Origin of the sequence: Campylobacter sp. RM16190, from assembly GCF_012978835.1 — a bacterium.
In the GTDB taxonomy this organism is placed as follows: domain Bacteria; phylum Campylobacterota; class Campylobacteria; order Campylobacterales; family Campylobacteraceae; genus Campylobacter_A.
The window spans coordinates 1-12,391 of record NZ_LIWS01000002.1; the positions used below are offsets into that span (position 1 = coordinate 1).

The following is a 12,391-nucleotide window of genomic DNA, read 5'->3' on the forward strand; positions in this document are numbered from 1 at the left end:
CCTATGAGTAGTTTTAAACACATTACTCTCATAAAATATTCTTGATTTGATACTCTTTAATGTCCTTTAAAATTTGTTCTCTTAACTCTTTTGGCTCAATAACCTCTATATGTGGAATCCATTTTTTAATAAATGGCATTATCTCTTTAAAATTTGTTATTTCATACGTTGCTATTTTTTCTCCACTTTCTAAATTCTCTATCCTTTGACTATCAAAAAATTTCTTTTTATGTGTAAAATATCTGGCAACTTTTTCAGAAATTTTAAGTTTTACAGTTATGACATTATTTTTTATAAAACTATTGTAGTCGCTAAATGATGTTTGTAAACCGTTCTCTATAAAATTATCAACTTTACTCTTTATATATTGAAACTTGTTTTCTTCCTTAAGATTTTTTATAAAAGATATTCTAAGCATATTAAATTCACCATTGCATAAGCAAGCCAAATAAAAATTCTCATCTATAAAAATTATCTTATATGGCCTAACCGTCTTATTTTCTTTTGCTAATGTATTGTCATAAGCGAGTGTTATCTCTAACTTATTTTTAATACACTCTTCTATTTTTTTCATAATTTCAGTGTCTATATTTTCAAACGGTCTAGTGATAAACCTATAACACTGATTTATCTCTTTCATCTCTTTTCTTATCACTTTTTTGGATTCGTTTTCTAATGTGCTAAAAATTCTATTAATCTCTTTTTTGGGCATTAGACTATAAGTTATGGCTGTCATTGCTAAAGAAGATGGATTAAGTTTTATAAAGTCGCTATGATTGGGCTTATAATAAATTCCTTTTTCATCTTTTCCTTTCGTAAATAATTTTGGAAAAACTGACTCTATAGTATCAAAATACCTAACTATATTTCTTTCGCTCATATTCCAATTCATCTCTTCATTTAATCTTTTTACGTAAATAGTTTGGTTTTCATTTAGTTTTTTAAAAATATAGAGAATATTTTCTGCAGAAAGTATTTTACTAGACATTAAAATTTCCTTTGTCATAATTCTATCATATTATGACATAATATGTCTGTAGAATAGCTATTTTGAATCAACAAATGCATAAAATTTCATATATAAAGACTTTTCAAAAATCAAAATGCATCCGCAACACTACACACTTATAGTGCCTGCCATTTTTAGTATTTTACTTCTTTGTTTCATTTTGTATATATCTAATTGCTATTTCCTTGAAGTTTGGTTCTTTTATGTATAAAGCTTTAGCCTCTTCTTTTTGTTTAGGCTCAATATATATTTGTTCTTTATTTGCTTCTTCAAGTGAATAAAAATTTCTAATAACTCTTTCAAATAGTTCCCTGTATTCAGTTATATAAAGAGTCTTTGTACCTTTGATACTTCTTTGCCTATTACGCATTTGGCTTCTTATTGCCCCATTATGATTATTATTAATTTTACAACCACGCTTTTTGCCTGCTTGACTTTTTAGTTTTATGGCGATAGTTCTGGCTATATTGTCATCCTCTGTAAATAAACAGTATTTAACAGTTATTTTTTGGTCATCTTTTAATGCTGTATCAAAGCAGTAATAGTTTGGTCTATTTTTAATTTTAGTTATGAGTTTAGAATTCATAATGAACTCCTGATCCCAACTCAAGTTTATGTAGCAAAATAGCTGTTTTTATGTAACAATTTTAAATTGTCCAAATTTTTAGGCGAATTTTTTAAATTGTAATAAAAAACAAAGTATTGAAAAATGGAGTATTTATTAAGTTTTTGTAGTAGTATATGGCCGGGAGATAGGGATTCGAACCCCAGGAGGCTTTCACACCTCAACGGTTTTCAAGACCGCCGCTTTCGACCGCTCAGCCATCTCCCGAAAATTAGATTGTAATTATAGCTAATTTTTCTTAAAATCGCTATAGTTATTCAGTTTTTTCCTTGACGTAAGTAGCACCTTCGTTTACTTTTTCTTTTGACCACTCCACTGCATTGTTTGTGTCTTGTTTAACGCCACTCCATGTGTTTGAGCAACCAGCCATCAAAAATACTGCAGATAAAAGAACTAAAAGATAACGCATATTTTCTCCTTATGTCGTTTGGAGGCGACACCCGGATTCGAACCGGGGGTAAAAGCTTTGCAGGCTTCTGCCTTACCACTTGGCCATGTCGCCCTTAGCTTATGGTGCCCGGGACCGGACTTGAACCGGTACAGTAAAAATTACCGAGGGATTTTAAGTCCCTTGCGTCTACCATTCCGCCACCCGGGCATAAATTTTAAAAAATTGATGGAGCGGGAAACGAGATTCGAACTCGCGACCCCAACCTTGGCAAGGTTGTGCTCTACCCCTGAGCTATTCCCGCATTTTAAAAGTGTAATTCTATCCCAACTATGCTTAAAAAAATATTTTATTTTGTTAAAAAAATTAAATTTATTGTAAGTAAAATGTGTATATAATCTCAAAACACTTTTGGGGTTATAGCTCAGCTGGGAGAGCGCTTGAATGGCATTCAAGAGGTCGGCGGTTCGATCCCGCTTAACTCCACCATTTTTAAATTATAATCAACACTAATCTATACACACCACTTTATCTGCTATATTGATCAGTTCTTCGTTATTGCTATGCGTGCAAAATATAATAGCCCAGCCATCTTGTTTAAGCTCTTGTAATAGATCAATTACGATATTTTCATTATCTTTGTCTAGTGCCGAAGTAGCTTTGTCTAAGAATAAAATTTTAGAGTTTTTCATAACGGCTCTTAGAAATGCCACTCTTGATTTCTCTCCGCCTGAGAGTTTATTGCCATCATCTCCTATCGTTTCGTCGATGTTTAAGTGCTTCAAATTTAATTTCTCCAAATAAGCCAAAATGCCGTTTAAATCGCGACTTGAATTTGGATATAAGATATTATTAATAATCGTATCATCATGCAAAAATGTCCTTTGACCGCAATAAGATATAGCCGCTCTTAGCTCTTTATTAGAGTAAGAATTTATGTCTATTCCGTTAATATAAATCATACCATTTGAGACTTTATAAAGCCCCACAAATGCCCTAATGATCGATGTTTTACCGCTTCCGCTACGGCCCTTTATCAGGATCAACTCATTTTTATGGCATTTAAACGAAATTTCTTTTACTAACTCTACTTCATCCAAATAAATTTTTAAATTATTTACCACCACAGGGACATCTTTATATTTTTAAGTGAGCCGGTTTGTGCCTCTTCTTTTATGGTTAAAAATTCTATTATTTTGCCTATCGAAACAAGTGCTTTTTGAATGACTTGCAAATAATTAGAGATGTTTCTAATTGGTTGATAAAATTTGCGTGAATAGTCGGCTATAACAACTATCATACCGACTGCAAGAGCATGATTACTAACTTGATACACGGCATATAAAAGCACTAAGGCGATTCCTATAGTGCTTAAAGTCCCTTCAATAGGCATAAATATAGAAAGGCTTTTGGTTCCTGCTTTTCTATTTTTGTATGACTCATCGGATAGTTTGTTGAAGCGTTCTTGCTCTTTAGCTTCGGCATTAAATGACTTGATAGTTTCATATCCGCTAAGAAGCTGCTCTATACTAACGGTTATTTTAGAATCCGCTTTTTGAGTGTTGGCCGATGTTTGTTTTTGGATCTTAGCTGTCTTGATACTAAAAATATATATAAAAGGCGTTGTGATAAGTTAGGATCAGTAAGACTACAGACTCAATGTATAGCAAAAATCCTACTACGAAAATAAAATCAAAAATATCACTAAAAATCGTATAAAACGGTCTTTCAAAGATGTATTCAAGCCTTTGAGTATCATTCATCAAAGTGTAGATCACATCTCCTTTTGACATCTTAAAGATCTCTTTAAAATCGATATTGGTTAGCTTGATAAACAGCTTTTTTCTAACGTTTATTATGATTTTTTGCGCGATGATAACTACTATATAGCAGAAAAAATTTCTAAATAAAATATATACGATTGATGAAGCAAAAAATAAAACAATGCCCGCAATTGCTAGATTATAGCTGCTTGGCTCTAAATTTGTGGTTTGTGATGAGATCATATATCAAGCCATTATTTGCGCCATTAGATATCGCGCTTATTGCAAAGCCGAAAAATTGAGCCAGAATGACGGCAAAAAACGATGATACGATAGCCATTAAAAAGCATATTATTACGATCGGCTTTGGAATTTCTGCGATTTTAATTATCTCTAGTATGGACTTCAATCTCTTGCCTTGGTTAAATTTAACAAAGCCTTATCTTTAAACAGCTTCTTAAATTTATCTAATTATATTTTAGAGATTTTAGGATGAAAAATCTTAAAGCAAGATATATGAGATAAAATTTTATTTCACCTCATCGCCCTAACGGAATTTAGTATCGCTATAAGCGCCACGCCTACATCGCCAAACACGGCTTCCCACATCGTTGCGTATCCTAAGGCTCCCATTATCATGATGGCGGCTTTTACGCCGAGTGCGAAGATGATGTTTTGCCAAACGATCGCACGTGTTTTTTTGGCGATTTTAAGCGCGGTTGCTATCTTTGAAGGCTCATCGTTCATTATGACGATATCGGCAGCCTCTATCGCCGCATCGCTTCCGACTCCACCCATAGCTACGCCCACGTCGGCTCTTGCAAGCACCGGCGCATCGTTTATGCCATCTCCTACGAACATCACTTTGCCCTGCCCTGCTTTTTGGGCTAAAATTTCTTCTAGTTTTTCGACTTTTTGTGTCGGCAAAAGCTCTGCAAAAACTTGTGTAATGCCAAGTTTATCCGCGACATCTTGTGCGATCTCCTTGCTGTCTCCTGTTAGTATTACGGTGTCTTTTATGCCCTCATTTTTGATCTTTAAAATCGCCTCTTTGGCATCTGTTTTTAACTCATCGGTTATTATAAATTTGCCTGCAAATTCGCCGTTTATAGCCATGTAAACCACTGTACCAAGCTCATTTGAAGCCTCAAATTTAACTCCTTGAAGAGTCATAAATTTGGCATTGCCAGCAATTATATCCTTGCCGTTTATGCTTGCTTTTATGCCCTGCCCTGCTACTTCTTCAAATTTTAAGATATCTAATTCGTTGATTTTGCCTCCCCTGCTCTCGTATTCTTTTATGATAGAATTTGCGATCGGATGAGTAGAGAAAAACTCCGCATGGGCTGCTAGCCTTAGTAGCTCTTCTTTGCTTTTTATTTGTGAATTTTTGCTGCATAGCTTTATTTCGCTTACTTTAAAAACTCCTTTTGTAAGCGTTCCTGTCTTATCAAAAACGACCGTATCAACGCTGTTTAATGCCTCCAGATAGTTTGCGCCCTTGATGAGTATGCAGTGCTTTGAAGCGCCACCGATACCGCCAAAAAACCCAAGCGGGATGGAGACAACTAGCGCGCAGGGGCATGAGATAACTAAAAATACAAGCGCCTTATAGACCCAGGCTGATAGCTCTTCGCTAAAGATAATCGGCGGGATAAATGCAAGCATGAACGCGACGAGAACGACTGCTGGAGTGTAATACCTTGCAAATTTTGTGATGAAATTTTCCGTTTTTGACTTTTTGGAGCTTGCATTTTGCACGAGATCAAGTATCTTTGAGACCGTTGATTCGGCGAAAATTTTGCTTACTTTTATCGTTACTAGCGCGCTTTTGTTTATGTAGCCGCTTAGCGCATTTTCGCCTATACCGATCTCTTTTGGAAGTGATTCTCCTGTAAGAGCCGAGGTGTCAAAAGTAGAAAATCCTTCTATGATCTCTCCGTCAAGCGGCACCTTTTCGCCCGGTTTTACGACGATGAGATCGCCCACTTTAACGCTTTCGGGCGAGACTTTTTGTATCTGTGCACCAAGCTTTAAATTTGCAAAATCAGGTCTTATATCCATAAGTGAGGCGATCGATTTGCGCGATTTGTTTACCGCCATCTCCTGAAAGAGCTCGCCTATCTGATAAAAGAGCATAACGGCAACGGCTTCGGGATACTCTTTGATGGCAAAAGCTCCAAGCGTGGCTATGCCCATGAGGAAATTTTCATCAAACACTCGTCCTTTTACGATGTTTTTAGCAGCACTTGCAAGCACACTCCAGCCGATGATCAAGTAGTTTGCTAAAAATAGCGCAAATTTAAGCGTTTCGCTAGTAGGAGCCGTAAGCGCTATAACAAAGAGCACTCCGCCTATGACAATTTTTGTGATTATATTTTTTACATTGTTATTTTCGTGATCATGCGAAGTGTTTTTTTGTTTATATTGAGTGACGATAACGCCGTCTTCTATGCTGTCGACAAGGGCTTGAATTTCTTTGACAAACTTGTCTGCCTGCAAGCTTTTGCCACTTTTTATAAAAATTTTTTGCCCCAAGAAGTCTAAATTTGCCTCTTTTATATCAGGCATTTTTGCTATCTTTGCCTCGATCTTCGCCGCACAGTTCGCGCAGGTTAGATTTCCAAGCGATAGGGTTATCTCACTACTCATTTTATCTCTCCATGATGTGCGTAAGTCCTTGTTCGATGATGCTTTTTACGTGCTCGTCGTCAAGTGAATAATAAACCACCTTGCCCTGCTTTTTGTGTTTAACCAGTCTTCCTTGCTTAAGCACTCTAAGTTGATGTGAGATGGCCGAGTGGCTCATGCCAAAAAGTGCCGCGATATCGCAGACACACATTTGCGATTTGGATAGTGCGCTTAAAATTTTTATCCTTGTCGTGTCGCCTAAAATTTTAAAAAAATCGCCAAGATCGTATAAGATCTCTTCGCTTTTCAGCTCGTTTCTTACTTTTTCTATCACATCTTGATGTATGATCGTGCTTTCACAAACGGCTTGTAAATCGTTGTTTTGTATATTTTCTTGCATTTTTTGCCTTTATATATGAACAATTATTCATTTGAGCAAGTATATAACTTTAAAAATATTTTGTCAAGTATGAAATTTGCTGAAATTAAAAGCCAAATTTGGTTTATTAACCCGCACGGCTTTTATTTATCGTGCGAGTTTGAAAGTGTAAAATTTAGACTAGCAAGGCTTTGTTGCGAGCTTTTTGTATTCTGATTAGATCGTGTTTTAGGATTATAAAGCCAAGTGCGACCATGAAAATATCTTTTAGTATGAAGCTATCTGGCTTGCCAAGTTGTGGCATAAGGCTAAGTGTGGTAAAACCCGTCATGATAACGATAAGTGAACCCAAAATTCCAGCTTTTGGCTTTTTATATCCAACCGCAAGTGCGATATATCCGATACTTTCAATAACTCCTAGAAAATAGCTTGCTCCGTGAAAGCCGAAAATAGTATAGAGAAAATTTAGCCAAGTGCCCGAGATGATCGGCTTTAAAAGCTCTACTTCAAACTCAAACCATTTGTAGTTGCCAAATAAAAACAGCACTAAGATGAGCGCAAATCTTGCGAATTTGATCTCGAATTCCGAATTTATAAATTTATGAATTAGATTTTGCATTTTTGTCCTATTTTTTAAAATTTGCAAAATTGTAATAAAAGAAGTGTTATGTAGTGTGAAATTTAAGAATTTAGCCGAAGAGGGTCGGCTAAATTTAGTAGCGAATTTTGTTGGTTTTTAAAAAATCCCTTAAGTCTTCGTATTCGCTGTTTTCAAAGTAGCGCCATTTGCCAGGCTTTAGCATACCAAGATCAACTCGACCGAAACTCACTCGCTTCAGATCCATAACTTCAAGATCAAAATATCCAAAAAATCTTCTTAGCTCTCGATTTTTACCCTCGTTTATGATGACTTTTAGCTTTGTGTATCCTCCGCTTGAGCCAAAAATTTTATACGCCAAAAAGGGCTTAAATTCCATTGATTTAATCTCGGTTTTAGCATGCGCGCCTTTGGTTGCGTCTGCAGCGAAAAAGCCCTCTTGCATCGCGGTTATCACATCCTGCCCTACTTCGCCTTTCACTTTTAGATAGTACATTCTTTCTATGTCGCTTTCCATGAGCGCAGTTGCGATTGTAGGTGCGTCAGTTAGCAGCAAAAGCCCTTCGCTCGCATAATCAAGCCTTCCAACGCTTACAAATTTAGCAAAATTTCGCGGCAAGCTATCGTATATCGTCTTTCGTCCGCGATCATCTTTTTTGCTGACCAGCTCGCCTTTTTGTTTATGATAGACGATGACTGTAAAATCCTTTTTAAGCTTTACCAAACGACCGTTTATCTTAACCTTATCTTCATCGCTAACGCTTGTGGCAAGCTCGCTAACAACTCGGTTATTTACGCTAACTTTGCCGTTTTTGATTAGCTCGTCAGCCTCTCGGCGCGAGTAGCTTGTGTTGTGCGAGATAAATTTATTTAGTCTCATTTTTGAATTTTCCATCATAGCCCCAAGCTCGATAAATCGTGTATGTGCAGCACTCCGATCGGTCTTTCGCCCTCGTCAAGCACTACTAAAATTTGGATCTTATACTCTTCAATAAGCCTTAGCGAATCTATCGCTAACATCTCTTTGTTTGTTAGTGTTTTTGGTGTTTTAGTTGCGTAAGTTATCGCTTTTTCGTTGATGTCAAAGCTCTCGCTCATGAGCGCTCTACGCAAGTCCCCGTCGCTTAAAACGGCTTTTAATTTGCCCTCGCTATCAACCAGCAGTACATTGCCAAGCTTGCCGTGAGTCATCGCGTCAATCGCGGTTTTTAAACTAACATTATCTTTTATAATCGGTAAATTTTGCGTTTTCATCACGTCTTTTACTTTGACAAATAACCTTTTGCCAAGGCTTCCGCCCGGGTGGAAATTTGCAAAATCCTCTTGCCTAAATTCTCTTTTTCTCATCAAGCAAACCGCAAGCGCGTCGCCAAGTGCTAAAGTTAGCGTGGTTGATGTTGTCGGAGCGATATTTAGCGGGCAGGCCTCTTTGATGATGTCTAAATTTAAAAGCGCGTCGCTAAATTTGCCAAGGCTACTTTCCTTGCTCTTTGCCATGCCGATTATCTTGATACCAAATCGCTTGATATGCGGCAAAATTCGCACGAGCTCATCGCTCTCGCCGCTAAAGCTTATCGCCAAAACAACGTCATTTTCATCTATCATGCCAAGGTCGCCGTGCATCGCTTCGGTTGGGTGTATAAAAAAGCTTGGCGTGCCCGTGCTTGCAAGCGTGGCAGCTATCTTAGCGCCGATATGACCGCTTTTGCCGACTCCAGTTACGATAACCTTGCCTTTGGCGTTATACATCAAATTTACCGCCTCATCTATCTCGCTTCCAAGCTTGTTAGCCTGACGAATGAGCTCGGTGGCCTCTTCTTTCAGCACCTCGCTTGCTATTTGTATCATATCTTGCATTTTAAACCTTACATCAAATAAATTATCGGAACGATAGTCGGGTATTTTTTCACTTTTCTAAATATATGCTTTCTTATCACTTGGCGCACTTGGCTTTCAAGCATGCGGCTATCTTTAAGAAGCTCTTCTTTTACGTTGCTTAAAAACTGAACGAGCACCTCTTCCATCTCTTTGCTAAACTCCGCGTCTTGTTTGTCTGCAACAAGACCGTAGCTAACTACGCGCGGTTTGTTTATGAGCTTTTGGCTGTGGCGTGAAATTTGAGCGATGATCATGACTACGCCCGCTTCTGCCAAATTTTGACGGTCGATAACGACATCGTCTGAAATTTGCTTGTTGATTTGATTATCTATAAAGACTTTGCCCGTTTTAACGGTTTTTGCTCTTTTCATGTATTTTTGGCAAATTTCAACCTGATCGCCGTCGCTCATAAGATATATGTTTCTTTCGTCCACTCCGCAGCTTATAGCTGTCTCTTTATGCTTTGCGATGTGGTTGTATTCGCCGTGAACAGGAAGGAAGAATTTCGGCTTCGTTAGGCGGATCATGAGCTTTTGCTCCTCTTGTGCAGCGTGTCCGCTTACGTGAATTTCGCTAAAATCTTGATACGCTACGCTTGCGCCTGATTTGATGAGGAAATTTAGCACTGTCGATACGCTTCCTTCATTTCCCGGGATCGCTTTAGAGCTTATTATGATCTGATCGGTCGGTTTGATTTTTATATATTTGTGCTCGTCCGTTGCCATGCGATATAGCGCGCTCATCGTCTCGCCTTGGCTGCCTGTGGTTACGATTAGTACCTCGTTATCTTTAAATTTGCCGACTTCGTTTGCGTCTATGAAAATTTTCTTATCAAGCTTTACGTAGCCTAGCTCCATCGCAGTGTAGAGGTTTCGCTCCATGCTTCTGCCGATGACACAGACCTTGCGGTTGTATTTGAGTCCCCATTCGATAGCTTGATAGACGCGGTGGATGTTTGAGCTAAATGTGCTCATTATCACGCGTCCTTTGGCTTTGGCAAATATCGCGTCAAAGGTCTTTCCTACGCTGCTTTCGCTCTTTGTGATACCCTCTTTGTAGCTGTTTGTGCTATCACTCATCAAGCACAGCACGCCCCTTTCTCCGTAGTATGCGATACGTCCCAAGTCTGTCGGATAGCCGTCAATAGGCGTGTGGTCTATCTTAAAGTCGCCCGTGTGCAAGATCGTGCCGGCTTTTGTCGTGATGGCAAGCGCGGATGAGTCGATAATAGAGTGAGTTATATGTATCCACTCGACTTCAAAATCGCCGATCAGATAAGGCTTGCGCTTTTCAACCGAGCGAAACAGCGATCGCTCTTGCTTTAGTCCGTGCTCTTCAAATTTGTTGTTTATCATTCCAAGTGGAAGCGGTGTAGCGTAGATCGGGAATTTAAACTCTTTGTAAAAATACGGCACCGCACCGATATGATCTTCATGAGCATGAGTTATGATAACGCCTTTTATCTTGTCTTTTATCTTTCGCACGTAGTCAAAGTCAGGTATGAGTATATCAACTCCATGCATACTCTCGCTTGGGAAGCTCATGCCGATATCTACGATTATCGCGCTTGTTTCGGTCTCAAATACCGTCATATTTCCGCCGATCTCGCCAAGTCCGCCAAGCGGAGTCACGCGGATCTTATGCTCGCTTGAATTTAGGTATTTAAGCGGCTCAAGACGAAGCTCATGAGTGGCTTTGTTCGCCTCTATCGCGCTTGCGATGTCTTGTTGCCATTGCTCGTTACCGTTTAGTTTGGCGGGCAAATTTTTTTTCGGTTTTTTACTCTTTTTTGGCTTTTGTGCATCCTCTTTTGAGGCAGGTTTTAAATTTTGTTGAGCGTTTTGCTCTTTTTCTTTTTGTTCACTGTTTTTATCCTGCTTTTTATTTTGAGAATTTGCGTTTTTATGGTGTTTTTTGCTAGCTTTTTGGCTGTTTTGTTTGTTAGTGTTAGTTTGGCTTTTGCTAGATTCATCCTCAAACGGAATAGCAAAAAAATTATCTATGACCTCTTTACTTGCCTTTTGCTCGCCGCTAACTTGAGCACTTACTTCGCCTTCTTTGTTCTTGTTTTTTGGGCGAAATCTTCGCTTTTTATTGCTCTTTCCCTTTGAGACTACAACTTTGTCTTCGTTCATCGTTTACCTTTAGTTTTTTAAATATTTTTAGATAAACATTGGCGTCGATCTCGTGAGGACGTAAATTTTGGCTCAAATTTAGCTCACCGTAAATTTCGGCTAGCAAGCATTTATCGAAATTTGCCGATAAATTTTTGCTAAGCGTCTTTCTCGGTGCGCTAAAAGCGGTTTTTAATAAATTTTTAAATTTTTCATACTCGAATTCGGTATTAAAAACAGCATTTTCGCCTATCAAATTTTTGCTTTTTTGGATCTTTATAACAGATGAGGTTACCTTTGGAGGCGGGTTAAAACACTCGCTTGGCACGTCAAAAAGTAGCTCGCAGCCACCTTGAAGCGATGCTAAAATCGCCAGCGCGCTAAATTCGCTCTCACCGCCTTTGGCGCTAAATTTGACCGCGACCTCTTTTTGTATCATCACAACAAGCCCGCGACATCTCTCATCTTCGATAGCGTTTAAAATCATCTTGGTGGCGACGTAGTAGGGCAAATTTGCCGTTAAAAAGTAGTCTGTCTCACTCAAACCACTTTCGTCCCACCGACTTAACGCATCTACGCAAAAAAGTCTTAATCGTCCGTCTTTGATCTCTTTTGCAAACTTTTTTTCAAGCAGTTCGTAAAGCTCGCTATCTATCTCGTAGCTCGTAACCGAATCTGAAATTTGCAAAATTTTTGACGTCAAATCACCTAAGCCAGGCCCAATTTCTACTATATTTTGCATATCTTTGGGAATCGATTGGATGATTTTGTTCAGCACATTTTGATCGTGTAAAAAATTTTGTCCAAAATGTTTCTTTGCCTTGATCATTTGGCAAATTTATCCAAACTTTGCTTATAAAAAGTTTATTTTGAAAAATAAATATCATTACGGCTTTGTTTTTTATCGAAAATTTGGACGAAATTTTAGCTCTGAATTTTTAGCATATTTATGATAATAACTCTTAAGATTCTCCTTATAAATAATGTAATAGAATTTTCAGTAATA

14 protein-coding genes and 5 tRNA genes are annotated in these 12,391 nt (G+C 38.1%); 1 reads left to right on the forward strand and 18 read right to left on the reverse strand.

Translation table 11 applies throughout. The features are described 5' to 3' along the window. Positions 1 to 28 precede the first annotated feature (28 nt). The 7 genes from CDOM16190_RS01980 to CDOM16190_RS02010 all read right to left on the reverse strand — a co-directional run bounded on the left by CDOM16190_RS01980 (position 29) and on the right by CDOM16190_RS02010 (position 2,326). On the reverse strand, positions 29 to 988 hold the full coding sequence (locus CDOM16190_RS01980) for a WYL domain-containing protein (protein ID WP_170018675.1): 960 nt from the start codon (positions 986 to 988) through the stop codon (positions 29 to 31). A 163-nt stretch (positions 989 to 1,151) separates the two neighbouring features. Beyond that, positions 1,152 to 1,595 carry a hypothetical protein gene (locus CDOM16190_RS01985; RefSeq protein WP_170018676.1) on the reverse strand — a complete coding sequence of 148 codons (444 nt, stop codon included), beginning with the start codon at positions 1,593 to 1,595 and terminating at the stop codon, positions 1,152 to 1,154. Between the two features lie 156 nt (positions 1,596 to 1,751). After that, positions 1,752 to 1,841, reverse strand: a tRNA-Ser gene (locus CDOM16190_RS01990). Between the two features lie 46 nt (positions 1,842 to 1,887). Next, positions 1,888 to 2,043 (reverse strand): hypothetical protein, encoded by a 156-nt coding sequence (locus CDOM16190_RS01995; protein WP_169975297.1) that lies wholly within the window; start codon positions 2,041 to 2,043, stop codon positions 1,888 to 1,890. A 19-nt stretch (positions 2,044 to 2,062) separates the two neighbouring features. Further along, positions 2,063 to 2,136, reverse strand: a tRNA-Cys gene (locus tag CDOM16190_RS02000). A 9-nt stretch (positions 2,137 to 2,145) separates the two neighbouring features. Next, a tRNA-Leu gene (locus CDOM16190_RS02005) sits at positions 2,146 to 2,232 on the reverse strand. 19 nt (positions 2,233 to 2,251) lie between these two features. Further along, positions 2,252 to 2,326 (reverse strand) — tRNA-Gly (locus CDOM16190_RS02010). Positions 2,327 to 2,435: 109 nt separating this feature from the next. On the opposite strand from CDOM16190_RS02010, the gene CDOM16190_RS02015 reads away from it, so the two are divergent. Next, a tRNA-Ala gene (locus CDOM16190_RS02015) sits at positions 2,436 to 2,511 on the forward strand. Between the two features lie 20 nt (positions 2,512 to 2,531). Here the strand turns inward: CDOM16190_RS02015 and CDOM16190_RS02020 are convergent. From CDOM16190_RS02020 to rsmA, 11 genes are all read right to left on the reverse strand, one after another. Beyond that, a complete protein-coding gene (locus CDOM16190_RS02020; RefSeq protein WP_170018677.1) occupies positions 2,532 to 3,149 on the reverse strand; it encodes an ABC transporter ATP-binding protein in 618 nt (205 codons plus the stop codon). Further along, positions 3,140 to 3,652: an ABC transporter transmembrane domain-containing protein gene (locus CDOM16190_RS02025; RefSeq protein ID WP_170018945.1), complete on the reverse strand. Its 513-nt coding sequence runs from the start codon at positions 3,650 to 3,652 to the stop codon at positions 3,140 to 3,142. Before CDOM16190_RS02025 ends, CDOM16190_RS02020 begins: the two co-directional genes overlap by 10 nt. Then, positions 3,624 to 4,028, reverse strand: coding sequence for an ABC transporter transmembrane domain-containing protein (locus tag CDOM16190_RS02030; protein ID WP_170018678.1), 405 nt, complete (start codon positions 4,026 to 4,028; stop codon positions 3,624 to 3,626). Before CDOM16190_RS02030 ends, CDOM16190_RS02025 begins: the two co-directional genes overlap by 29 nt. Continuing rightward, on the reverse strand, positions 3,985 to 4,194 hold the full coding sequence (locus CDOM16190_RS02035) for a hypothetical protein (RefSeq protein ID WP_170018679.1): 210 nt from the start codon (positions 4,192 to 4,194) through the stop codon (positions 3,985 to 3,987). The genes CDOM16190_RS02030 and CDOM16190_RS02035 overlap by 44 nt, the downstream gene beginning before the upstream one ends. Before the next feature lie 125 nt (positions 4,195 to 4,319). Beyond that, entirely contained in the window at positions 4,320 to 6,437 is a 2,118-nt protein-coding gene (locus CDOM16190_RS02040) for a heavy metal translocating P-type ATPase (protein ID WP_170018680.1), read from the reverse strand. A gap of 1 nt (position 6,438) precedes the next feature. Beyond that, a complete protein-coding gene (locus CDOM16190_RS02045; RefSeq protein ID WP_170000989.1) occupies positions 6,439 to 6,816 on the reverse strand; it encodes an ArsR/SmtB family transcription factor in 378 nt (125 codons plus the stop codon). A gap of 154 nt (positions 6,817 to 6,970) precedes the next feature. Beyond that, positions 6,971 to 7,414 carry a DUF417 family protein gene (locus CDOM16190_RS02050; RefSeq protein WP_170018681.1) on the reverse strand — a complete coding sequence of 148 codons (444 nt, stop codon included), beginning with the start codon at positions 7,412 to 7,414 and terminating at the stop codon, positions 6,971 to 6,973. 94 nt (positions 7,415 to 7,508) lie between these two features. After that, the gene (locus CDOM16190_RS02055) at positions 7,509 to 8,273 is read right to left on the reverse strand and encodes a pseudouridine synthase (protein WP_170018946.1); all 765 of its coding nucleotides are present in this window, start codon (positions 8,271 to 8,273) and stop codon (positions 7,509 to 7,511) included. A gap of 14 nt (positions 8,274 to 8,287) precedes the next feature. After that, positions 8,288 to 9,250 carry a KpsF/GutQ family sugar-phosphate isomerase gene (locus CDOM16190_RS02060; protein ID WP_170018682.1) on the reverse strand — a complete coding sequence of 321 codons (963 nt, stop codon included), beginning with the start codon at positions 9,248 to 9,250 and terminating at the stop codon, positions 8,288 to 8,290. An 8-nt stretch (positions 9,251 to 9,258) separates the two neighbouring features. Next, positions 9,259 to 11,406 carry a ribonuclease J gene (locus CDOM16190_RS02065; RefSeq protein WP_170018683.1) on the reverse strand — a complete coding sequence of 716 codons (2,148 nt, stop codon included), beginning with the start codon at positions 11,404 to 11,406 and terminating at the stop codon, positions 9,259 to 9,261. Next, entirely contained in the window at positions 11,363 to 12,214 is an 852-nt protein-coding gene (gene rsmA / locus CDOM16190_RS02070; protein ID WP_170018684.1) for a 16S rRNA (adenine(1518)-N(6)/adenine(1519)-N(6))-dimethyltransferase RsmA, read from the reverse strand. The genes CDOM16190_RS02065 and rsmA overlap by 44 nt, the downstream gene beginning before the upstream one ends. Between the last annotated feature and the right edge of the window lie 177 nt (positions 12,215 to 12,391).